At 50.2% G+C, this 25,681-nt stretch carries 14 protein-coding genes; 12 read left to right on the forward strand and 2 right to left on the reverse strand.

Annotation, left to right across the window (positions count from 1 at the left end):
* Positions 1 to 15 precede the first annotated feature (15 nt).
* A complete protein-coding gene (locus tag R3B84_18165; GenBank protein ID MEZ6142488.1) occupies positions 16 to 909 on the reverse strand; it encodes a DUF58 domain-containing protein in 894 nt (297 codons plus the stop codon).
* Positions 910 to 930: 21 nt separating this feature from the next.
* Positions 931 to 1,941, reverse strand: coding sequence for a MoxR family ATPase (locus tag R3B84_18170; GenBank protein MEZ6142489.1), 1,011 nt, complete (start codon positions 1,939 to 1,941; stop codon positions 931 to 933).
* 706 nt (positions 1,942 to 2,647) lie between these two features.
* Between R3B84_18170 and R3B84_18175 the strand changes: the two genes are divergently transcribed.
* From R3B84_18175 to R3B84_18230, 12 genes are all read left to right on the forward strand, one after another.
* On the forward strand, positions 2,648 to 3,070 hold the full coding sequence (locus R3B84_18175) for a hypothetical protein (protein MEZ6142490.1): 423 nt from the start codon (positions 2,648 to 2,650) through the stop codon (positions 3,068 to 3,070).
* Positions 3,071 to 3,073: 3 nt separating this feature from the next.
* Entirely contained in the window at positions 3,074 to 8,215 is a 5,142-nt protein-coding gene (locus tag R3B84_18180; protein ID MEZ6142491.1) for a DUF5724 domain-containing protein, read from the forward strand.
* Between the two features lie 62 nt (positions 8,216 to 8,277).
* Positions 8,278 to 9,618 (forward strand): glycosyltransferase family 87 protein, encoded by a 1,341-nt coding sequence (locus tag R3B84_18185; protein MEZ6142492.1) that lies wholly within the window; start codon positions 8,278 to 8,280, stop codon positions 9,616 to 9,618.
* A gap of 137 nt (positions 9,619 to 9,755) precedes the next feature.
* Entirely contained in the window at positions 9,756 to 10,565 is an 810-nt protein-coding gene (locus R3B84_18190) for a formylmethanofuran dehydrogenase subunit C (GenBank protein MEZ6142493.1), read from the forward strand.
* Between the two features lie 34 nt (positions 10,566 to 10,599).
* Positions 10,600 to 11,739: a monooxygenase gene (locus R3B84_18195; protein ID MEZ6142494.1), complete on the forward strand. Its 1,140-nt coding sequence runs from the start codon at positions 10,600 to 10,602 to the stop codon at positions 11,737 to 11,739.
* A 165-nt stretch (positions 11,740 to 11,904) separates the two neighbouring features.
* The gene (locus R3B84_18200) at positions 11,905 to 12,855 is read left to right on the forward strand and encodes a hypothetical protein (protein ID MEZ6142495.1); all 951 of its coding nucleotides are present in this window, start codon (positions 11,905 to 11,907) and stop codon (positions 12,853 to 12,855) included.
* A 281-nt stretch (positions 12,856 to 13,136) separates the two neighbouring features.
* Complete coding sequence (locus R3B84_18205) at positions 13,137 to 15,734, forward strand: protein kinase (GenBank protein MEZ6142496.1); 2,598 nt, start codon at positions 13,137 to 13,139, stop codon at positions 15,732 to 15,734.
* 121 nt (positions 15,735 to 15,855) lie between these two features.
* Complete coding sequence (locus R3B84_18210; protein ID MEZ6142497.1) at positions 15,856 to 17,139, forward strand: Gfo/Idh/MocA family oxidoreductase; 1,284 nt, start codon at positions 15,856 to 15,858, stop codon at positions 17,137 to 17,139.
* 1,804 nt (positions 17,140 to 18,943) lie between these two features.
* Positions 18,944 to 20,479, forward strand: coding sequence for a KamA family radical SAM protein (locus R3B84_18215; GenBank protein MEZ6142498.1), 1,536 nt, complete (start codon positions 18,944 to 18,946; stop codon positions 20,477 to 20,479).
* Between the two features lie 163 nt (positions 20,480 to 20,642).
* The gene (locus tag R3B84_18220; protein ID MEZ6142499.1) at positions 20,643 to 22,070 is read left to right on the forward strand and encodes an MATE family efflux transporter; all 1,428 of its coding nucleotides are present in this window, start codon (positions 20,643 to 20,645) and stop codon (positions 22,068 to 22,070) included.
* 383 nt (positions 22,071 to 22,453) lie between these two features.
* On the forward strand, positions 22,454 to 24,484 hold the full coding sequence (locus R3B84_18225; protein MEZ6142500.1) for a hypothetical protein: 2,031 nt from the start codon (positions 22,454 to 22,456) through the stop codon (positions 24,482 to 24,484).
* A 33-nt stretch (positions 24,485 to 24,517) separates the two neighbouring features.
* Entirely contained in the window at positions 24,518 to 25,594 is a 1,077-nt protein-coding gene (locus tag R3B84_18230) for a hypothetical protein (GenBank protein MEZ6142501.1), read from the forward strand.
* The last annotated feature ends 87 nt before the right edge of the window (positions 25,595 to 25,681 follow it).

Genomic DNA, 25,681 nt, shown 5'->3' on the forward strand with positions numbered 1-25,681 from the left:
CCTGTGACTCGCTTGTTACAAACGACCCATTTGCAGCCGGCGCACCAGGTACGGTGGGAGTGTTTTTTCCAATGGCTGGTCGGTTTCCATTAATTGATAATCAACGCGAAAAGCATCGCACCCCGCCTGAAGTTCTTTCAGGTAGGCCTGCACGGCATTGAGGTAGGCAGGTCGGATCAGGTGGGGGCGGGTTTTCAGTTCTTCGGGTATTTCCAGGCCATCGAATTTCACATTCCCAGTCATCGAAAAGTGAATCTCGTCCGGGTGCATGATGTGAAACACGGTGACATCATGTCCCTGAAAACGCAGGTGCTTGATCCCTTTCAAAAATGGTTCCACATCGTCGAAACAATCTGAAATAATGAAGAATAACCCGCGGCGACGCACCTGATCGGCAATTGATTCCAACAGCGGGCCGATGCTGGTTTTTTCCTGCGGCTGCAGAGATTCCAGCGTATGCAGAATCGTGGTGACATTCGCCATAGAACTGCTGGCAGGCAGGCGAGTACGCCATTGCTGGTCGAACGTGTTTAATGCCACACTGTCGCCCTGGCGAACAATCACGTAGGAAAGTGTCGCAGCCAGTAATTTGGCGTATTCCAGCTTGTTGGTATCCCCATCTCCGTATTTCATGGAGTTGGATGCATCCAGCAGAATGTGGGCAGTGAAATTGGTTTCCTGCTCGTACTGCTTGATGGTGTAGCGTTCAGATCGACCGTAGCTTTTCCAGTCGATGTGGCGGATATCATCCCCAGGCACATACTCGCGGTGCTGCACAAACTCCACGGAGAAGCCGCGGTAAGGAGATTTGTGCTCTCCCACACGCAGGCCTTCAACGATGGTGCGTGCTTTTAAACCCAGAGCTTCCGCACGCGTCAGTGCCCGTGGCTGCAGATAATTTGTTGGCATCTTTTCCTGACTCGTTTGGCACTACGCCGCCTGAAACTCGCGTGCGGATGCTTTGATCAACTTCTTGATCACTTCATCAATCGTAATTCCTTCACTCTGTGCGGTGAAGTTCAGCATCAGGCGGTGTCGCAGAATCGGTGGGGCCACTGCGACCACATCATCACCAGAGACATGGTTACTGCCACGCAACACCGCGTGGGCTTTAGCAGCCAGAATCAGGTTCATACTGGCACGTGGGCCTGCACCCCATGTCAGCCACTTGCTGACAAAGTCTGCCGCTTCGGGCGTGCCTGGGCGGGAAAGCCGTGTGATCCGTTTCGCAAACTTGAAGACCAGGTCCGAAACAGGCACCCGACGCACCACACCTTGCAGTGCCAGAATATCTTCCGCACCCAGCACCGCACTGACCGTCTGTTTCACATCGCTGGTGCCATTCCGCATGATTTGTTCTTCTTCATCGTCCGTGGGATAATCCACTTTGATGAGGAACAGAAACCGGTCGAGCTGGGCTTCCGGCAAAGGATAAGTACCTTCCTGTTCAATCGGGTTCTGGGTTGCCAGCACGAAGAACGGGTTCATCATGGGGTGATCGACCCCACCGATAGAGGCTTTGCGTTCCTGCATAGCCTCCAGTAGTGCGGCCTGCGTTTTCGGCGGCGTCCGGTTGATTTCGTCAGCAAGTACAATGTTGGCGAAAATCGGACCGGGTAGGAATTTGAAAATCCGTTGTTTGGTGACAGGATCGTCCTGAATTACTTCCGTACCAGTGATGTCCGAAGGCATCAAGTCTGGCGTGAACTGAATCCGCTTGAACGAGAGGTGCAGTGCCTGTGACAATGTGCTGACCATCAACGTTTTTGCCAGCCCGGGAACACCCATCAGCAGTGCGTGACTACGGCAGAAAATCGCCATCAGCAGTTGGTCCAGCACCTGTTCCTGTCCCACGATGATTTTGCCAACTTCAGCACGCAGCCGCTTGTGGGCATCTCGCACTTTTTCCAACAGTTCATTATCGTTTGCGGTTGCAGTCATTCAGATCACTCAATTCGGAAGGAAAGACCAAACTCCGTCTTCAGTACCTTTACTGCACAAAATGCAGCGAAAGTACACGACAGACAACAATTTATTAACTACCACCTAAGGGTATATCCAGCGGGAGGGTGGCTGGCGCACACACTTTTCCTGTGGTACGCGAAATTACCCACGGCCTACATTATCACAACACAAGTGCGAATCAAAGAAAATTACCAAAAACTGTTGAAAAGCTTTTCCAATAGCTTTTCAGGCCGATTCTGGTTCCCCCATCTGGGACGGTTTCAACAATTGTTCCAATTCGAAGTTCATCGCACGGACAACGCTGGAACTACCAAACCTCACTTAGTGAAAATGTTGCCATATTCAAAATGAAATCATTTACACATACATATAATATATCCTTGTGGCGTTTGATTTTGACAATTTTTTTCTCGCCAGGACCAATTTCTGAAGAAATTATCTCCTGTAAGTTCTTTAGAGAAAAGAATTTGCGACGAGACAAACTTTTTTGTGAATTTTTCCAAAATCGCAACCACCCCACTCAGTATGTGCGTGCGAAAACTCTAAATGTGAAGATATTTTCATGAAATGTACACTGCTCTGTTTTCTTTCATGAAATTGCTGAAAAAAACCACTACCAGCATTTTTTTCCGTTTCGTGATGTGGTAACATTCCCACTGTTCCTATCTTTTGGGTTACTACCATGGTTACCATCACTGGAAAAGCACTGGGGCAAAGAAAGCCACTGTTTGCCGATTTTTCGGTTCCACCACCAGAAACTGCCACAAATACCCCACTGACATTGCGGGACCTCATTGCCCACGTGGTGCGGCAGGAAATTGCTGCTTTTCACGATCGCCAGGCGGAACGTCGATTGCTGAAAGCACTCTCCCCACAGCAGATTGCGGATGGACTGGCGACAGGCAAGGTCGACAGTGGTGGCAGTGACCTGGATCAGAAGGTCGATGCGGAAGAAGCCATTCGCACCGCCGTGGAAGCGTTTCAGGATGGCCTGTACATGGTGGTGCTGGATGAAGAAGAACTGAAAGAAATTGACCAGACGGTGACTCTTTTACCCGAAAGTCGGCTGACATTTATCCGTTTAACCATGTTGGCAGGGGGCTGATCGATGCTGAATCCCGCAAAAGCACGTGAAGAACTGAACAAGTTACAGTCTGCCCAGCACCTGCAGGGCAGAATTGCCCGATTGCAGAAATTGCCAAAAGCCCAGGCGAAAGCGGGTCTGGCACTGCTGCAACTGGAAGAAAACGGCAAGCCACCGAAAGATTGGCAGAAAAGGTATACTCTGCCCACGTTTGGGGTCCAATATATTGACGAGCACCCCAAAGAGCGGGCAAAGATTCTGCAGGCGTTGTTCCCCACGCTTGCCAAAGAAGTGGAACTGGGCTGGCAGGTTTTTGCGAACCTGCCGTACGGGGAAGGCTACCTTCGACGTGGTTTTCGGGCACCCCACAATCCGGAGCTGCACCGCAAAGTACGTGGGGCATATCTGCAGCAGTTAATCCAACTATTAGGCAACTATCCCGATGATACTCTTTCCGCTGAATGGCTTGCCACCTGGGCGGTCCATTTTGGCTGGGGAATGGAATGCCTGGGCTACATTTTTGCTGGCGTGATTGATGCAGGCACGAAAGAGAGCGAAACTGTTTTTGGAATTATCAAAGACAGTTGTGCCAGCAGACATGAAATTGGTGGCATGGGTCGCCACGCCATCCGCACGTTAGTGTGCAGTAAACGCCCCGAAGCGTGGGAATTTGCTGAAAATCTTCTCATCGCCGCCCAGCGACAGGAAGGCTTGCGGCAAACCATCCTGGAATCGGTGGATGAAGGCCAGATTCAGGCATTTTTACGCATGGTCCGGCTGATTCTTGACCAGAATCTGCTGCGATTTGCGTCCGTTGCCCGTGCCGCAGGTGTCTGGCTGGGAGAAGCCGAAACTGTTGATAATCCCAAAAAGCTGAAGGCAGACCTGGAATCCATTATCCAGTTGATCGATCAGCCCAAAGCAATTCAAAAAGCGATTTCATCTGGCGATACCCTGGAATGCTACCGCGGACTGTGGGCGATGGGCTTCAGTGATATTTCTGCTGCACTGACCACGGCAAAAAAGCTGGCTAAGGACAAAGACCCCGGACGCCGGCTTGCTGCGATCCGCCTGGGGCATGAATCGGGCACTCCGGCTGGCCAGGAAATGGTCCAGAATGCTTTGAATGATGAGGATCTGCGTATTGCAGGTTACGCACTGGTACGGTTAGGCCACACGCTGGATGGGGAAGACGACGATGAAGATGGCGAAACCAAGCCCACCGATCGGCTGTTTGATCAGTTAGTAAATCTTCTCCCACGACTGGCGGATAAACCACAGAAGATCAAACCGCTGGTTCCCGAGTGGGGCGAATTGGAACTTTGCAAAACTAACGCAGCAGATCGCCTGATCGAAGCGCTGGGCAAACGCCAACCGGAAAAATTATTGCCATACCTCAATTTTATGAGCACTTACGTGCAGGTACAGTCGATTGGCAAGTTATGTGCCCCACGCACGCTCACGAATCAGGTGAAGGAAACATTGCTGGCAATTACTAACCACCCATCCGGGGATGTGCGGATGGCTGCACTGGAAGGGCTGAAAAAGTGCCAACTGGCTGAAGATGAAGTACTGACACTGGAAGGCCATTTAACCCGCAAAACGGCCGATTTTCGTCGGGCCATTTTTGAATTAATCCTGAATCGTCGCGATCCGGCGGTGCTGCATTCAATTGATCGGCTGCTGGCAGGAAAAGATGCCAATCAACGCTCGGGCGGGATCGAACTGGCACGCAGAATGGTGGATGGTGACCGCACCCCAGAACCGGTGCGGGAAAAACTACGCGACTATGTCGAAAAGCGTGGTGCCCGCATGCCCAAATCGGATGCGGATGCCATTGAAGTCATTCTGAATCCCGCAGCAAAGCCCGCCACGCTGGAGGATTGTCTGGGCCTGCTGGAAGGCCACCACCGCAGTGAGGTGATTGCTCCAGAAGATCAAGAGGTGGAATTATTCACCCCCTCCACCGCCGCATTTCTGAAATCACTGGATGACATGATCCACGAACATCGGCAGGACACGTTCACAGTGGAATATGGGAACGGCCAATCGGATGAACATGTACTGGGCAGCATCACGTATATGTGGGGCTTTCCAGGACCAGACGAAAGGAAAGATAGTGCTGATAACCTGAAACTGCTCCCACTGCGAGGAGTATGGGAAAAATGGCTAAAGAAGCGACCAGAAAACACTCGTGATACGGATGGCATGGAAATCCTGCGTGCGTTTGTAGCACCCAAAGTTACTATTCGTGAAGGTGATCCGGATGAACTGGATTCGGATGACATGGACGATGATATTGATGACCTTTTCGATGAAGATGATGATGAGGTCAGCAATAAAGATGGTGTCGAGCAGAAGAAGGCGTTATTCAAAGCCTATCAGACCAAGTTATTTCCCGAGCCACCGATAAGACTGCGCTATCAGGCAATTATTGAGCAGTTATTGAACTGGTTTGTCGCCTGTTACCTGCCGAAAGGTGGGGCCGATTTTGCCTTGCAGGCTACTGAAACCGGTTTATCGATGGTCCCACAAAAACTGCTGGAACTGGCACCTGATCCCACTGTGAAAGTGCGTTACTATTGGGAATCCAGTTTTCAGGACTGGCGGGATCAGCAATGGGCAATTGTCTGGTTGCAACTGGTACGAAAAATACGCACTCACCACCCGAAAAACTGGAAAAAGAACCATCGAAGCAAATTCTGGCAATTACTGCGCTGGTTTGAGCAGCCACTGCCCCACAATGGGCAATTACGACCATATATAACAGATTTATTGGATGCTTATGAGATTGATGAAGCCACCAGTGGGGATTTTCTGGACCACCTCATCGGCCCGCGCTTGTCTACAGGTAATTATTGGAACAGCCAGTTTCAATCGTTAGCAGAATTGACATCTGTAAACGACTTGTCGAAAAAAGTTGCTGATTTTCCAGAGTTGGAGCAAACTGTTTCTGATGTGATTGCAAGGATTATCACAATTGAAATAGAACGTGGGGAATCTGCCACCGCCGCGACTAGTGCCGCACAGGCGATTTCACAACTGGTGGGCAGCAGTTACCTGTTCCAATTGTTACCCGCACTTGGTAAACAGGGTTTTGCCAAACAAAGTTATTCGGTGGGCGAGGGCAAACCTGCCGTGCTTACCCATCTCATTCGCATTTGTACTCCAGGACCAGACGACACTCCGATAGAATTTTCGCGCCAGGCAAAGGAACTAATCAAGCAGAAACTGGTGCCAGAAGAGCGGATTCTTGAACTCGCAATGCTCAATCCTCGATGGGTGGATCATGTTCAGGCTACGCTGGGATGGCCCGGACTGAATGAAGCGGTTTACTGGTTCATTGCCCACTCACGTAGCCAGTGGGAAAATCAGATCGATTCAACCGAAGATGATGAATTGGACCTGGATCAAATTGAAAATGAAAATCCTGTAGAAGGAAACCCTCAACAGAAAGAATCAGCATGGTCGAAAATTGTCAAGGCACGAACCAACCTGACGATTGAGCAGCGGGAAGAAGGGATCATCGATGTGGGCTGGTTCCACTTTGCCTACAAAGCTGTAAAAAGCGACGAACGCTGGGATGCCATTGAGGCAGCAGCCAAATATCTAGGCTGGGGCCAAAGCCACAAGAAGGCCGCCCGCCTGGCCGATGTGCTTCTGGGCCGCATGCCGAAAAAACAGTTGGTTGATGATATTGAAAAGAAGTTTTTGAAGGAATCGGTCAAGCTGCTTGGCTTACTGCCACTGCCAACCAATGCAGAGCAGAAAGAAGCGGAGATGCAGGACCGCTACCGTGTGCTGAAAAATTACGAACGTTATGCCAAGGGCCTGAGTTCCCTTTCTAAGGAACCAGCAATGCAGGCATTTCGACTGGGTTTGCAGAATTTGGCAGTCACGGCTGATTATCCCGATCCCATTCGTCTCGAGTGGGCAGTCACTGCCAGCGAAGTGGCTGATTTTCTGAATGGCCCGGTTTCAATTGAAGAAGACGATCTTCTCATCGAAATGAAGCTGAATGCCCAATCAGAGCCGGAAGTAGAGCAATCGCGTAACGGCAAAGCACTGAAATCGATCCCACCTGCCGTGAAAAAGCTGCCTCGTGTGAAAGAATTTCTCGAACGAAAAACCACGATCAAGCGGATGGCGGCCAGTGCGTTGCGTTCGCTGGAACAGGCGATGTGTGCGGGGGATACTTTCACCGCCAAAGAACTCCCCCAGTTGATGGCGCACGCACTGGTGAAGCCCATTCTCAGTCGATTAGTTCTGCGGGCATCCAGCGGCACACTTGGCTACCCTTCGGCGAATGGGAAAGGGTTGATTAACCATCAGAATAAATCGGTAGCATTGAAGGCGAAAGATACCTGGACGGTGGCCCACCCCCTGGATCTGCTGGCAAATGGTGACTGGCACCTGTGGCAGGCTGAATGCCTCAAACGAGAACGGATTCAGCCATTCAAGCAGGTTTTCCGCGAAGTTTATACTTTGACTCCGGCTGAGAAACAGGATGGCGATAAGTCACAGCGCTATGCTGGTCAGCAGGTGAATCAGAATCAGGCAAATGCCTTGCTGGCTGGGCGTGGCTGGTCAACGCGGGAAGGAATCGACAAACTGTTCCGCACCCACAATCTGGTGGTGGAATTAGCACAGGATTATGGCTGGACGACACCCGGAGAGGCGGAATCACCTTCGATTTCCGCTGTGATGTTCCATCAGCGTGGGGACTGGAAGCGGATTTTGTTGAAAGATGTCCCGCCAGTTATTTTCAGTGAAGTGATGCGGGATCTGGATCTGGTTGTCAGTGTCGCCCACGTGGGTGGTGTTGATCCTGAAGCCACCCAATCCACAGTTGAAATGCGTGCTGCACTGGTGAAGGAAACGGCAAGCCTGCTGAAACTGAAAAACGTGCGGATTGATGGCCGTCACGTGCTGATCGAAGGCAAGTACGGCCAGTATTCCATCCATCTGGGCAGTGGGGTGGTTCACAAACAACCGGGTGGCTCGCTGTGTGTGGTCCCGATTCAGGCCCAGCACCGTGGGAGACTGTTTTTGCCCTTTGCCGACAACGACCCACGCACGGCAGAAGTAGTATCCAAGGTGTTGTTACTGGCCCGCGACGACGAAATCCAGGATCCCACCATTCTGGAACAGATTGTCCAGCGATAATATTCCCGTTGCTGAATATCGTATCTGTTTCCTGTAGCTTATAGTTTTCCTGAGAATTATCGATGTCAATCAAGCAGTGGCCATTGAGCGTTCGCATTTTGTGGCAACTAATTGCAATATTCGTTCTTTGGATGCAAATCCCAGTAAGAGAACATGTTTCAAACGGACAAATTAAGAAGACTGGCTGGCTGTATCAATTGCAGCCACCATTGAATGAAACGGCAAACGATTTTTTTCAAGAGTGGTCTTCGGCCAGAAATTGGTGGAACGGCCATGGTATTTATGATCATATGTCTGTAAATATTCAGAGATATGGAAATAGTAATTTACAAGTCAATGACATACAGTATAACGCACACCCTCCGTTTTCAATAGCAATTTTACTCCCACTGGGGTTGCTGAATTATCATGCTGCTTTAGCAGTTTGGCACGTTGCTTCAGCGGTTATGCTTGGATTATCAATTATATTGCTAACCAAAATTTCAAACTGGAAGTGGCAAAGCGAGTATTATTGGCTGGCTCTACCAATTCTGGCGATTCTTTCATTTTGCAATCCAATCAGACAACAATTTAGCCAAGGACAACTAAATGCATTGTTATTATTACTCATTGTTTGTGCATGGAGTGCATCGAAATATGGTAGATATTTCACATTTGCATTGTTCATTGGAATCGCTGCCGCTTGCAAGGTTTTTCCCGGATTTTTATTGATTTATCTGCTTTTACGTTGCCGGTATAAGGCTTTCATATTTGGTGTAATTATATTTGTTATGTGCAATATCATTTCCGGATTGCTATTCGGCTTCTCTAATGTATACAAGTATATTGATGTTGTTATTCCTTCGCTCAAAACATTTCGATATAGCTGGATGAATCAGTCAATTTTAGGAGTGTGGCATAGACTATTTATTGGATCCCAGAATCAAGGTGTGATCCCCATCATTTATCATACTGGGCTAGCCTGGTTGGCTACAATTGTTACCTTCAGTATTTTCGTTGTCATTATTTACAAAAAATCTCTTGAAATCAAAGATGCTCGTTCTTGGGATCGCTTTTTCTGGATGCTGATAACCATCATGCTATTGCTGGGCCCGATAACATGGGATCATTCTCTTGTACTACTCATACCTTCGCTGCTAGTTTATTTGAAGGATATCAAATTGAGAATGTTTCCGAAAGACACATCAATACTAAGCACATGTCTCCTAGTATTGTTCTGTCTCGGTCCTAACGAGCTTTTCCCATGGTTTGAATCATTGGGTGTACTTACGAATCCCGCAACTCCTTTTCAACAACTTGTGTTTCTTAACATTCCGTGCTACTGTTTGCTGCTGTTTTTGGCACTACAACTGAGACACCTTAAAAGAATGAGCAGTGGGGCAGAAAGAGTTGATCACATTTGATTTCAAACAGTTCAAATGTGTTGAATTGAAAACCTCGAAGTACTTCTGCTTTTGACCACTCGAGTTTTTTTCTAAAACACATCGTATCGCTTGCCTACTGGACTCATTTTTTCGATCAATCTCTGTAAAATATCGGAATGATTCGACTCTTTTCACGTTGGAACAGCACAACACCTGTCGAAATGTTAGAGTGTTGTCCGGTGCGCTTTGCCACCTTATCGGTGGGCGAAATCGAGCACCTCCCAATCCGCGTGGGCAATCTGGATACCCACCTGGGGGAAGTTTTTCGTGTGCAGGTGGCAGAATCTGGCGTGCCCCACATCGAAATCGAAGGTGATTGTGCCCGCATCAAACGTTTGGGTGCAGCGATGTCCGGTGGTACGCTGCACATCCACAGCCATGTGGGAATGCATGCGGGTGCCCACATGAGTGGTGGCAATCTTCAGATTGAAGGGAATGCCGCTGACTGGCTGGGTGCAGAGATGCAGTCTGGTACCATTCAAGTGCGTGGCAGTGCTGCAAATCTGGTTGGGGCCGCATACCTTGGCAATCCAAAAGGCATGTCTGGCGGCACCATCCTGATCCACGGCACCGCTGGCAGTGAAGTGGGGGCGAAAATGCGTCGTGGTACCATCGCGGTGCAGGGAGCAATTGGCCAGTTTGCGGGTGTGCAGATGATTGCCGGCTCCATTTTTGCCTTTTCTGGCTGGGGAGAGCACGCGGGAGCTAACTTGAAACGTGGCACATTGTTCAGCGCCGTCAACAGTCCCCTGCCTCCGACATTTCACCAGACGAGTCGCTATAACCCGTCTTTTCTCTCTATTTACTTCAAAAAACTACGGCATTGGGGGCTATCGATCCCCACAGAACTCGACACGGCGACCGTTTGGCGATATCGTGGAGATTGGTTAGCGCTGGGACAAGGCGAAATTTTAGTCCCAGTTTGAAGTAGCTGTTTTCAGGAAACTGTCAGGAACCAGGATGGCTCGCGGAGAACCACGTTCGGTAGCAATACTCGGTGCAGGTCCGGTGGGGCTGGAAGCAGCAATCCGATTTCGCGCAATTGGCTGGCCAGTAACGGTTTACGAAAAAGGCGACATCGCCGAACATATCAAATCGTGGGGCCACGTTCGGCTGTTCTCACCATTTTCTCAGAATTCTTCTGACTTGGGTGTGCAACTCATCCGACAGGACCATTCGGGACATGAGTTGCCCGCACCTGGGGATATTGTTACGGGGAACGATTTTCGCAATTCATATCTGCTGCCACTGGCAATGACCACCGATCTGGCCGATCGCATTCAATCAAATACCACCGTTGTCGGTGTGGGGCGAAGTGGTTTCTTTAAATCCGACCCAATGGACGACCCGAAGCGGGCTACGGCACCTTTTCGATTGCTGTTACGGGATGGCAAAGGGCACGAAAGCGTGGCTCAGGCCGATCTGATCTGCGATTGTACGGGCACATTTTCCAAACCTGCCTGGCTGGGAGATGGCGGCCTGCCAGCAATGGGCGAAATTGCTGCCCGCACGCACATTCCCTATGTTCTGGAAGACGTGCTAAGTGCGAAAAAGAATCATTATGCCGGCCGCTCCGTGATTGTAGTGGGCAGTGGTTATTCAGCAGCGACGACAGTTGCCAGGCTGGCCGAATTAGCGGAAGATCAGTCGGCCACCTGGACCATCTGGCTGACGCGTGCGGCAAAATCGACCCCACTGCAACGGATTGCGAACGATCCCTATCGCGAACGTGATCGTCTGGCAGCAAAAGTGAACAATCTGGCCACCCGTGGGGACGGGAATGTCGAATTCTTCATGAATACACTGATCGACGAAATCCACTGCCACGGTGCGGACAAAGGCTTCCGGGTGTGTGCCCGCACGGGTGGGAAATCGCAGGTGTGGGAAGTAGACCGAGTCATTGGTAACGTGGGTTATCTGGCAGATGAAGTGATGACCCGCGAACTACACATTGAAAAATTTGCCGACGGCAAAATTTTTCAGCCAGAGCCGAATTATTTTGTGCTGGGAATGAAAAGCATGGGCCGCAGTTCTAATTTTTTGATGCAGCAGGGATACGAGCAAGTTGGGAAACTGATTGCTCATCTGAAAAAGAATTAATTTTTGCTGAAAATAGTATTTTTTACCTTACCCCTTTCGTGAATGCTGACCTTTGGTTAATTGAAACTCCGGATGAATCCAAATGAGAATTCTTTCATATCCGGTGCCCAAGTCAATCAAATCACAGATAGAATGATCTGAAATGATATTATTGCAGGCCACACGATGACCCGCGAATTTGATTCTCCCTGGAAAGAGACACTTGAAAATTACCTGCCCGATATTTTCGAGATTCTCTTCCCACAATGGCACCCCACGTTTGACTGGGCGGCAGGTTTTCGCTCGCTCGATACCGAGTTACGTACCTTGCTGCCCGATTCCGACGCTGGGATGGTCCGTGCCGACGCATTGTTTGAGGTGGGGAGCCTCATTTCGCCCACCGAACCCGCGGTGCTGTTTGTCCACTTTGAAGTCCAAGCACAGCGGGATCCCCAGTTGCCTGAGAGAATGTTTGATTACTACTGCCGGTTTCGACAAAAATATGGCAAAAATGTCTGCAGTTTTGCCATTCTGGCCGACGATGACCCACGCTGGCGATCAGAACCTTTTGATCTTTCGATTTGCGGCACCCGTTCGTACTTTGAATTCAATTTGGTGAAACTGCTCGACTACGCTGAAAGACTGGACGAATTGACGACGCACCGCAGTCCTGTGGGGCTGGTTGTGGCGGCCAGCATTCGGAGTTTGTTGACCCACGGCAACGCAGATCTTCGCTTTGCGGATAAAGCCCGCCTGATTCGGCAACTTTTTAATCGAAAATTACCTGATCAGGAAGTCTGGGGAATTATGCGTTTGCTGGACTGGCTGCTAAAATTACCGGATGAACTGCGCGAAGAGTTTAACGAACTTCGAATTGAGTTATTTCAGGAGAATCAAATGCCATTCGTAACATCATTTGAAGAAATTGCGATGGAAAAAGGGATCAAAGAAGGGATCAAACTCGGCGAAGAGCGGGGCCTGAAAAAAGGGGAAGAGCGTGGGCAAAGAATCGGCCAGATTCAACTTTTAGAAGAAATGATGGAGTTACCTCGCACCTCCATCGACGAGTTGCAGCAGAAATCACTCGAAGAACTGGATCTGTTGATCAGCGAACTGAAAACAAAAGTGATACGCTGAACAAAATTTGCAAGATTGAACGAAAAACTCCATTTTCAAATGGCGATTGTGGCGTGAACCCTTCAGCAAATGAATTTTCTTTCATTTTTAGCTGTTTTCGCATACTTCCCCACGAAAAACCGGAAATGGTTCCACTTGGGTAAGTTGTGATCTATATTGTACGTTGGGTGTTTGTTGCAGTAGAAATTCTCAACAAACTTAGGTAACCTGATTCAAATACATAAGTTAAGAGATTAACAGAAATCGGAAGGTATCCCCACAATTCTTGCTGAGGTACGTTGATGCCTGCACCACAGAACTTGGACGAATTCGTTGACCTGGTGAAACGCAGTGGCGTTTTGGAAGAACCACGGCTGAACGAATACGTGAAAAAGTTGAAAGCTGGCTCCAACGCAGGTCGGCCTGTCGATCAGATCGCTGGCTATTTTGTTCGGGATGGCTTACTCACCTATTTTCAGGCAGAACAATTTCTTCAGGGTCGCTGGAAGCGGTTCAGCATAGGCAAATACCGCGTGTTGGAACGAATTGGTTCCGGTGGCATGGGTCAAGTGTTTCTGTGCGAACACAAGCACCTGCGCCGGCGGGTTGCTGTCAAAGTGCTGCCCACCTCAAAAGCAACGGACTCTTCTGCTTTAGAGCGATTTTACCGTGAAGGTCGGGCAGTTGCTGCTCTCGACCATGAAAATATTGTTCACGCCTACGACATTGATCAGGACGACAATCTGCACTTTCTGGTAATGGAATATGTCGATGGTTCCAGTTTGCAGGACATTGTCAGCAAAACGGGCCCCCTGTCAATTGATCGCTGTTGCCACTACATGTATTGGTCGGCAGTGGGGTTGCACTATGCGAATGTGAACGGTTTAATCCATCGCGACGTCAAGCCTGGAAATATACTGGTTGATCGTTCAGGTGTGGTAAAAATCCTCGATCTGGGTCTGGCCCGCTTTTTTCGCGACAGCGACGACCACCTGACCCGCAAATTTGATGAAACCGTCCTGGGCACAGCCGATTATCTTGCTCCCGAACAGGCATTAGATAGCCACACCGTTGATACGCGGGCCGATATCTACTCGCTTGGTGCCACGCTCTATTTCATGCTCACAGGCCAGCCACCCTTCAAGGAAGGTACCGTGGCACAAAAACTGCTCTGGCATCAATCGAAAGAGCCAGTGCCCGCTTCTGAATTGCGCAAAGACGTCCCGCCTGCTGTTGAAGCGATTCTGAAGAAAATGATGGCCAAAAATCCGGATGACCGGTACCAGACACTACAGGAAGTGGCAGACGACTTTCTGCCATTTACCCAAACGCCAATCAATGCCCCGCCGGTGGAAGAAATGCCGTCGCTTTCTGCGGCAGCCAATGCTGGTGCGGGAAGTTCCACGATGGAAGGTGTTCGCACCGTGACACCAGCACCACGGACTCCGTTAACCTCACCGTCCGGCAGCCCGATTTACAACGCTGCAACTTCGTCCAACTCGATCAACAGCGATATTACGGAAAAACCCCAGCAGCCAAAACGCCAGCCAACTGCCGAAAAAGCAACTGAGGTTGTCCCAGAGCCTTCGCCGGAATTATGGTCGGCAATTACAGATACCCCACCATCCATGACCAGTGAGACGGTGCGGCCAAAATCGAGCAAGAGACTCACAACAGCCAGCAGCAAAAAGCACCCACGCCAGCAACAACCAACTGGCAAATCGAACAAACTGATCATTCTGTTAAGTGCGGTGGGATTTCTAGTCATTCTGGCAGGCGCGGCGGGTGCGGGTTACTATTTCTTCTTCAATAAGTCTGGGAGTACACCAGATGGAACCCCAACTTCAAGAGAATTGATCGTGACCAGGCAACCCGCAGGTGAGAGACAATATGCAACCTTGCGGGAAGCGTATGGCAATGCCAAAGAAGGAGACACCATTACGTTGGATGTTGATACACTGCAGGAATCGATCATTCTGAATGGCCCCAGAGGGATTACTCTGCAGGCTTCACCCGGAAAGCAGGTGGTATGGAAAAAACCTGCCAATGCGGGTGGCTCAGTGCAATATTTATTAGGACTTTCTAATCCGGTTCGCTTTGAATTAAAAAATATTCATTTTGATGGGGAAGGGTTCTGCGAAAGCCTGGTGAAAATTTCTGGCAGAGTTGATGATCTGAAAATACACCACCTGGAATTGTCTGGTGCGAGTTTTTCGGCGATCAGCTTCAAAGATTGCATTGCAACGGAAGGCAACCCTGCCCAGGTAACGGAAAACATCATTTATGGTGCGAAAGGCTCCACAAGCGAAGTTGGCATCGAACTTGTAACCACGAAACTGGAAAATCCACGACCGAATCAGATTGGCTTAACCTGCCAGCACCTGCATCTGGAACACAATCTTCTGGTAGGCGCATTCAGCAAAAGCGGTGTGTTGATCGATGGTTCGATGAAAGATGTTTCCATCACCCACAATCGGATTGTCAATACCAAGGTCGGGATTGAATTTGCCGCACCTCGGCCAGAAGCAATCTACATCCTTGACCTGACAAACAACAGTTTCCTGGGCAATTCAACAGCGGGGATTCAGTTTGCCCAAATCAGCCCACCATTCCAAAAACCACAGAATCGGCTGGGGATAAATAACAATCTGTTTATAAAGACGCCCAAGCCAACTGCATTCATCGGTGCCAATGGTGGCAGCGGCTTTATTAAAGCAGCAGGAAATTATCGCCAGAAAGGAATTCCAGACCAAAAAGGTGCGTTGGTTCCCACCAAAGAGTATGCTGGTGCCCTGCCACCTGAAAACGTAGCCGACACTAAAGCAGTTCTTTTCCCCGCATCGGACAGTCCGCTATCGACGCTCGAAGGTGGGAAACCTGTCGGTGCCCAGCAAAAGTAATCAATTGTGATATTTAAATATGGCAATATTGCCATATTACAACACGGCATTTTCGATTTTCTGTAGCTACTTTTCCTGATTTCAATTAGACTAAACACGTTTACCTAACAGGAGACTCTCCATGTCACTCAATCGAAGAACATTTCTTCGACGTTCGGCTGCATCCGTTTCGGCAGGTGCAGTGACTTATTTTCTGCCACCCTTTGCCCAGCCAGAACTGGCAGCACAGGAATCGAAACTGAACCAGATCCGGATTGCCGCCATCGGCGTGAAAAATCAGGGTTTGCCAAATATGAAGAAGCACACCAAGAACATTGTGGGTGTGTGCGATGTTGATAAAAACGTGCTCGGTGCCGCAGCAAAGGTGCTGGAAGCCGCCAATGTCAAACCACTGCTCACCGTAGGAGACTACCGCCGGATCCTGGATTCCAAGGAAGTCGACGCCGTCATTGTTACCACACCGGATCACTGGCACGCCAAGATTACCGTGGATGCATGTAACGCGGGCAAGGACGTTTATTGTGAGAAACCTCTCACTTTGACCGTCGCCGAAGGCCGAGCAATGGTGATTGCCGCACGCCGCAACAAGCGGATCGTGCAGACTGGCAGCCAGCAACGCTCCGATAATCGCTTCCGCTTAGCCTGTGAATTGGTCCGCAGTGGGCGAATTGGCAAGATCAAAGAAGTAAAGGTGGGCATTCCCGGACCAAACTTCAAAGGCCCGCCCGTAGCAGACAAGATGCCACCTGCAGAACTGGACTACGATTTCTGGTTGGGACCAGCACCGAAACGTCCTTATAACGAAAAGCGGGTGCACTACCTGTTTCGCTTTTTCTGGGATTATTCCGGCGGGCAACTCACCAATTTTGGTGCCCACCACCTGGATATCGCCCAGTGGGGCCTGGGAATGGATGAATCTGGCCCGGTAAAGGTCAGTGCGAAGGCCCGTTTTCACAAAGATATGTGGTACGAAACCCCCGAGTGGTGCGAAATTCTTTACACCTATGCCAATGGCGTGAAAATGATATGTGGCATGTCGGAAAAAGGTGGCACCACGTTTATTGGGGAAAAAGGCACCATCCATGTCAATCGTGGTACCATCAGTTCCACGCCGGCAGAAATTGTGAAAGAGCCACTATTGGATACTGATGTCCATTTGTATGTATCAAAGAACCACCATGACGACTGGTTAAGCTGCATTCGTAGCCGAAAATTGCCAATTTGCGACGTAGAAATCGGCCACCGATCAGCCACAGTATGCCATTTGGGTAATATTGCGATTCGCGTTGGGCGAGAAATCGCCTGGGATCCCAAGGCCGAAACGATCAGTGGGGATATGGAAGCCAGTGCGATGCTTCATAAACCCTACCGCGAACCATGGAAAATAGTTCTCCAAGCTGATTAAAACGTACCGAATCTCAAATTCAGGGAACCCCAAATGAGTTGAACGGTTATTTTAATCTGGGTCCCAAATTCAAACTGATTTCAGATAAATTACAGACAATCCTTGTGCCTTGCAGGCCCGCAAATTTGATTCCCCCTGGAAAACTTTGCCCCAATACAGATCTTGAGTGTTGACCGCCAAAGCGCCAAGAAAGCAAAAATACAATTAAACCGAAATCAGTTTGAAATTCGGTGTTTCTGGTATTTTTCGATCCAACCGTGGCTAACGCCGTCGGCTCACAAACCCAACCGAGGTTGGGTTTCAGACGGTTGTGCCTACAACCGTCATTCCTGCGAAGGCGGGAATCCAGTACTAAACACTTAAGTTGGCAACTCAACATCATGTTTTATGAGCCGACGGCGTTAGCCACGGTTCGCTTGATAGACGTTAAAACACCGATTTTCATGTGAAATTGGGGTTAGCTTGTTGTTTTTGGGTTAGATTTAGAGCTTCATTTTTTCTTTGCGTCTTGGCGTCGTGGCGGTTCCATTTCAATCATTTCAAGGGTGAACATTCCCGCATGGATAGCAGAATATTACTGGCGGATACGTCAGAAATCCGGCCAGAATGTGTCCAGTTTACCATTCTGGCCGATGAACCCCACTTGGCGCGTTGATCGTACTGTTTTGTGCTGTCAAGGAACACAATGAGTTTGTGTTTCATTCTGTCAAGCTGCTTGATTATTTTGATCGGCTGGATGAATTAAGAACCACCATAGTACCATGGGAGTGGTCGTGGCAGCCAGCAGGCAAAGTTTGCCCACCCACGGAATCGCAAAACTTCGCTTTGCCAATAAATGCCGGCTGCTCCGGCAACTAAATTGGCTGCTACTAGGTTTGCTAACGGGTAATGGTGATAGGTTGGGTTTTCTTCATGGATTCCCAGCTTCGCGAGAATGACGGTTTTCAGTAATTCTTTGCCTCTTACCGTCGTTGCGTGCAGAAAATAAAGAAATTCCCTTGCGCTGCGGCGATGAAAGCAAAAAGCAAACCTAACCCCCCAGCCCCCTTCCCTCGCAGGGAAGGGGGTAAGACAGAATGATCCTGGAACCGCGGACATCCTGTTCAGACCAGACTTTCCTTTCTCCCAGCGAAAGTGCAGTGGCGAAGCCGGGGGTGACATGAAAGTCAACCTAACCCACCAGCCCCCTTCCCTCGCAGAGAAGGGGGAGCAAGACAGGCCGTCCAGATACTCCCTTACTGAAGCCAAGCCAACTCATTTCTAACAAGGTAAGGGCTGCAAGACCAGGTTTTAGAATCACTGTTTGCAACTTTGTCATGCGAAACGACTTTGTCCTGGGACAATTTTGTTACCCGACAACAGAATCATGGCTGTTCGAAGGTAAAAATTTTGCGAAAATTGCAAAAAATTTTTTCTTGCCTGGATGATTTTTGCCCAGGCACAATCCAAGCATCAGACGAATTGCCAATTGACAATCAACTGTTTACTGTATCGGCAAAGCTCGTATGATTTTTGATCGTTCTCAAGCAGTAAATTCATCCATCAACGTTTGTTGATGGATGAATTTTGGCTGTTTTCTGCTGCTGAAATCAAAAATTTAGCGAAACTCGTGTCCCGGCAACAGGATGAACTTGTGTTTTTAAACAACAACGGTACTATATTCGATTAATGTCATCGCACATGTTGTGTGACATGTGGCGAAGGGTCTGAAAACCGGGAATGGAATCACCCAACCCAGCAATCAGATCAGTCTCTGGATGGAGGTCATTGAACCTGTATGAGTCTATCGGAAGCAAGCCTGGAAATGCAGCATCCTCGAATCGAGACGATGGAACGAACGACCAATGATGCAGAAGTCCCCGGGCAGCCCCGTCGACATCCTTTCTGGGCCGATGTGCCCCAGGACAAATGGGATAATTGGCAATGGCAGATGCAGAACGCGATCCGTTCTGTACGGCAACTGCGGCATCTGTTGGCGTTCACCCCGGAAGAACTGGAAGCGATTGGTCAACTGGAAGCCGATTATAAGCTCTCGATCCCCCCGTACTATTTTTCGTTGATCAATCCTGCGGATCAAAACGATCCGATTCGATTGCAATCGGTGCCGTCTCCACTGGAAATGCACAATCCTTCCGGTTACGAACTGGAAGATCCACTGGAAGAAGATCAGGATTCTCCGGTACCAGGGCTTACCCACCGTTATCCGGATCGTGCTCTGCTGGTGACCACCCATGTCTGCAGCATGTATTGTCGCTTCTGCACCCGCAAGCGTGCCACCATGGTGCGTGGTGGGTGGGATGCCGTCAATCGAAACGACCGTCGGATGGTTGAATATGTTGCGAAACATCCCGAAATTCGCGATGTTATCCTCTCTGGCGGGGATCCACTGACCCTGCCGACACCTAAGTTGAAATTCTTCCTGGATAGTTTATCTGCCATTCCTCATGTCGATGTGATCCGCATTGGAACGCGAGTTCCCGTCACTTTACCAATGCGCTTGTACGACCAGGAATTGATCGACCTGCTGGCTTCCGCCGAAAAAGTTTGGATACAGACGCACTTCAACCACCCGACAGAAATCACTCCCGAAGCAAAGCGTGTCTGTAATGCCCTACTCCGTGCTGGAATGCCAGTCAACAACCACATGGTGTTGCTGAAAGGGGTCAACGACGATCTGGCGACAGTCCGCAACCTCCTGCGTGGACTGTTGCGGATCAAGGTACGGCCATACTACATGTTCCATTGCGATCCCGTAATTGGTGCGGGCCATTTCCGCACGTCCGTCTGGAAAGGGATGGAAATTATGGAAGGTCTGCGGGGCCATATGTCTGGTCTGGGCATCCCCACATACGTGGTCGACAGCCCCCATGGTGGTGGCAAAATTCCGATCATGCCCAATTACATTGTCTCTGCATCCGATGATGCCCTGGTGCTGCGAAACTTCGAAGGGCAGATGGTTCGCTATCAGGCCAAAGACGAACCGACTACCGTGCGGCAAACCAACACCCAGGGGGTCAGTTCGCTACTGCAGGGATCCGAAACGGTGCTGATTCCTGAAAACAACAAACGGATGACCCGTCGCCGGAAACAATCGCTGCCATTGCTGGTAGACAATGTTTCCGCCAGTCCCGCAGAACCGGTGGGTATCGCTGCACCCAGTGCCAACTGCTGTGGGCACGATGGAGCAACCGAAGACCTGTCTGAACAGTCCCCGGAACTGATTCCCACAGAGGCCTGTGCAAAGGAACAATCGTCCCACGGGTTCAACAGCACCGTGCGAAAGAAACGCAAATCTTCAGCCGCACGTAAAAAACAAGCCGTTGCAGCGGGAACAGACTGATCGTTATTTCGCAAACTCCTTTCGTCAAACAACTTAAGAATCGCGGCTTGTTTCTCATTTTTTTCTCACGATTCCGTACTCATAATAATAGGTGCTGCAAATCGAACTACTGCAGCCAGATTGCTATCCTGATCTCATGTGGGGGATAACTTAGAACCTTCGGATGTCCGACACAACCAACGATCACCTTATCACCCGCACAGCCACCAGTTGGCGAATTGTCTTTTACCTGGCCTGGCCTGTACTTGTTCAACAGTTGCTTATCCTGGCTGTCTCGCTGTACGATCAGTATCTGGCGGGGACCAACGCACCAAAAGACCCCAGCCAACACATCCCATTTCAGGCAGCACAGACCACGGCCAATTACATTGCGTGGTTTATTTCATCCTGCTCCACCATTGTGGTAGCGGGTGCCACTGCCATGGTAGCCCGCTTTATCGGTGCCAGAGACATGGCCACCGCACAGAAAGTCACTCATCAATCTCTCATACTTGCCCTGGTGGCGGGCATATTGGGTACGCTGATCATGCTTCTGCTGCTGCCCACGGTGGTGCGTCTTTTGGCCTTACAGGGCACCGCAGCACAAAGTGCCGTGGCCTATCTGAAGCCGATCATCTGGCTGATTACCTGCCAACTGATTGCCCAGGCAGGAATTGGCTGCCTGATCGGTGCGGGGGACACTCGAACCGGGCCGATCGTACTCAGTCTGGTGGCACTGGCCAACATCCCATTGTCGTGGGCAGCGTTTCATGGCTGGGGACCGATTCCTGCCATGGGCTTTTTTGGCATCGGCCTGGGCACCGCACTCAGCCATGTGCTGGGGTGCATCATTGTTCTGCTGGTGTTGATCCGTGGGCGTTTCGGGCTGAAATTATCCCTCAAATTGCTGGCCCCCCACCGAAATCTGCTCTATCGAATCCTGCGAATCAGCATTCCTGCCACCATTGACAGTGCGTCGATCGGCCTGTGCCAGTTCTGGTTCCTGTCGATTGTCAATTCGCTGGGCGATGTCGCTGCTGCTGCCCACGGGAATGCCATTCGGTGCGAAGGACTGGGCTATATGTCGGGTATTGCGTTCGCCACGGCTGCCGCAGCCATGGTAGGACAGAATCTGGGTGCAAACAAACCCGATCAGGCTGCCCGCTCTGCCTGGATTGCCCTGGGAATGGGTGCACTACTGATGTCTGTGATGGGAGTGCTCTTTTATTCATTTGCGTATGAAATGATGCACTTTTTCAATCCGTACGACCACCAGCAGGCTACAGTGGCTGCTGGCGTGCCCATTTTGCGACTAGTCGCATTCGCGATGCCCCCACTGGCAGCCATCATTATCCTGCAGGGAGCACTGCGGGGTGCGGGGGATACTCGATACCCCATCCTGATCACCTGGATTGGTTTTTTGCTGGTGCGAATCCCGCTTGCCTACTATCTGACCCACCCACACCTGGATCTGGGAAGTCTGGGCACTTTGGAAGGCTACAATTTTGGCCTGATCGGTGCGTGGTCGGCCATGTTTGCCGATTTATTGCTTCGTGGGGCGTTATTTGTGCACCGATTCCTATTGGGACGTTGGAAACTGGTTCAGGTTTAACGAATTGCAACGATAATAATGGTGTCGAATCAGGCACCAAGATTAAAATTTGATGAGATCAATTTTCGGCACAAAATTTGCTATGTGTAAATATCTGCACGGCACTTGTTACAAACGCAGGCAAAAATCGGCAGATTTTTCGTGCAGGAACCGTTGCTAAGTGCTAAACTTGACAGAACTTACGTAAATTCGCACTCGCACGTGCATCATCTGGGGCGATTGTAACATCTGATGAATGTTACAGCACATTCTGGTCAATTTAGGTTGCGAACGGCCAGGTGCATCGTCTTACAAATGACAGACAATTGTTGGGCTTGCTGCAAGTTCGACAATAATTGAAAATAAGTATACCTTCTTCGCCTCTTCTGGATGGAGGACTGCACATGATTCGTCGACATTGGCCAGCCGGAGCAATTGCTATCTGCGTGCTGGCAATCGGCCTGACCTTACAGGGTCAGGAACCAGCAGGTTTGTTAAGTCCTAAAGACTTGGCAGCCCGCCAACAGCAACTGGAAACCCAGTACAAGGCATTCATTAAAAACCTGGTGGCTTTGAAGCAGAAACTTGCTCAAAGTGATCGGTTGGAAGATCGTGCGAAAGCCGAAACTCTGGAAAAGGCAATTGCCGTTGCGGATAAGGAAGCAATCGATAACCGATTCGCCGCACTGATCCGCACGCTGAATGTACCTGGGGAACTCGGGATCAGCGAACTGACCACTGCTAAATCGAAGAATGAAGAAATCATTGTGGCAATGGAAGCGATTCTTCGCTACCTGACCCAGGATGATGAGCTGACCAAACTTCAGGAAGAGCGAAAGCTGATTGAGCAGTTGCTGAAAGAACTGAACGGCATTATCCGCGATCAGGGGAACCTGAAGGCTCGTACCGAGTCGAATCGTGGGGACAATGATCGTCTGGCGAAAGAACAGGAAGACCTGAAAGACCGCACCGATGCTCTGGCAACCAAAGCGGGTGCCAAACCTTCCAAAGAAAGCAAAGGCAAACCCGCTGGCGAATCCAAACCTGGTGAAGGGAAGGAAAACGCAGGCGAAGGGAAAGAAGACACCGCACAAGATAAGGGTGAAGAGAAAGAAGGCAAGCCTGGAATGGGCGAACCAATGCCCGGCGATCCGATGGCTGGTGAGCCACGTGACAGCAAAGGCCCCATGGAAGGCATGGGTGGCGAACCCAAAGGTGGTTCCAAACCAATGGACGGCATGGGCGACCCAATGATGGGTGGTTCGAAAGGCATGGGGGAACCCAAAATGGGCGGTGGCGACCCGATGATGGGTGGCGGAGATCCCAAAATGGGCGGTGGCGACCCAATGATGGGTGGCGATAAAGAAAGTGCCAAGAAAGACCCCGCTGAAAAACGCAACAAAGAAGACAACAAAGGCGAACAGAAAGGTTCCGCATCCGAACAAGCCAAAAAAGACCCGATGATGGGTGGTGGCGAACCAAAAGCCGGTGAAAAGAGCGACGGCATGGGCAGCGAAATGGCTGGGGGCTCGAAAGGCTCGCCTTCGCAAAGCCCACCCAGCAGTGGTGGCGGTTCTCCCCCACCTCCAGGTGGTGGCAGTGAGCAGCAACCCGGTGGTGAAGAAGTGGCCAAAGCTGTTCCCGATGAAGAAAACGCCGCCAGCAACCTGGAAAAAGGCAACCGCGATCAGGCAGCAAAGGATCAGACCGAGGCCGAAAAGAAGCTGGAAACAGCTAAGAAAGAACTGGAAGAACGTCTGCGTCAGTTACGCGAAAAAGAACTGGAACGCCTGTTGGCCAATCTGGAACAACGCGTCAACAAGATGCTGACCATGCAGATGGAAGTGAAAGCAGCCACTGAAGCGATTGCCGCACAAGTGGAAAAAAATCCGGACATGAAGCCCACCACCGGCGACTACCAGAATTCACAGGCTCAGGAAGATAAAGAAAAAGAAATCATCGAAGAAGCTGACAAAGCGATCCGCGTGCTGCAAAGCGAAGGTTCCGCAGTGGCTTTCCCACAGGTGTTTGAAGAAGTTCGCATCGATATGGTGCGGGTGGCAGAACGTCTGCACGATGTCCGCGTTGGGAAAGATACCCAGGGCATTGAACAGGACATTATTGACGCACTGACCCTGATGCGGGAAGCCCTGAAGAAGGCTCAGCAGGAATTGGGTCAGAAACCACCCCCTCCCGGAGGTGGTGGCGGTGGCGGTGGTCAGCAGGATCAGAAATTGCTCGACGAACTGGCAGAACTGAAAATGATTCGCCAACTGCAGATTCAGGTAAACAGTCGCACCAAGCGTCATGGTGAAGCTGCTGGTGGTGAACAGGCAGAAGATAAGCAGATTAAAAAGGAAATTATCGATCTCAGCAACCGTCAACAGCGGATTGAATCGATGATTAATGACATTGTGACCAAAAAGAATCAGTAACGATCCCACGGATCCCAAATAGGAGGATTAGCGATGAAACTGAAACGATTCTTTGCAGCGAGTGTGGTATCGGCCAGCTTTGTGTTCGGCTCTCAGGCAATCAGTCTGGCAGAAGAACCAATGACCGAATATACCTTTGGCACCCTGCGGGCAACACCCGACGTGGTTGCTGCTGCTAAAGCCGAAGAATGGTTGAAAAAGACCGGCGTCGCTTATGATGCCAAGAAGTTCAACGAAATCTGGGCAAACTCGGAAGTAACCGTGCTGGATCGCGTGCTGGATACGCTGGCATTAGGCAGCCCCGAAGCGAAACAGGCGATTGAAATCGCTGCCAATGCAGCGAACACTGCTCCCAAGGAAGTTCCTGCAATTCTGAAAGACGAAAAGCAAGACAGTTTCCTGCGTGCCAATCTGGCCATTGGCTTTGCCCGTGGCTGCACCGATGGACGTGTTTATGAAGAATCTCTGGAAGCACTGTCGCTGGTGAAAGCAGAGCAGACGGTTGATCCCGCTGCCTACTTCTTCCACCGTGCCGTGGCAGAACATGCTCTCATAAAGAAAGATCAGGCACTGCGTTCAATTGTCAGCTTGCTGGATGATGTAGCGAATTCGCCAGAACGATACCGCATGCTGTCGGCAATGATGCTGGTTGACATTGGCTCATGGTCGTCTGATCCCAAAGATCTGTCGAACATTAAGCGCTTGATGGATAATTCAGAACGCCGCCTCGGTCAGGCACGTGCGGGTAAAGTGACTCAGGACATTCAGAAGAAAATCGTTTTCCGTCTGGATGAACTGATCAAAGAAAAAGAAAATCAGTCTGGTGGTGGCGGTGGTGAAGGAAGTGGTGGTGGAAAACCTGACGGTGGCGCTGGCTCTGGTACAGGCCCCGGCACTCTGAATCCCAGTTCACCTGCAAACGAATCCAGAATCATGCAGGGTTCTGGTCAGGGCAAGGTTGATCCGAAAGCACTGAAGGCACTTCAGGACAAGTGGGGCACGATGCCACAACGCGAGCGTGAGCGAGCCATTCAGGATCTGACCAAAGATCTCCCGCCGAACTTCAAGACGGTGATTGAAGATTACTTCCGCGCTCTGTCGAACAAGTAATCCTTACGAAGAACAATTCAACAACCTTAGGGGCCGTACCACATCTGGTGCGGCCTTTTTATTTGTCAGAAAGCCCGTGCTACGTTG

The organism is Zavarzinella sp. (assembly GCA_041399155.1).
In the GTDB taxonomy this organism is placed as follows: Bacteria; Planctomycetota; Planctomycetia; order Gemmatales; family Gemmataceae; genus JAWKTI01.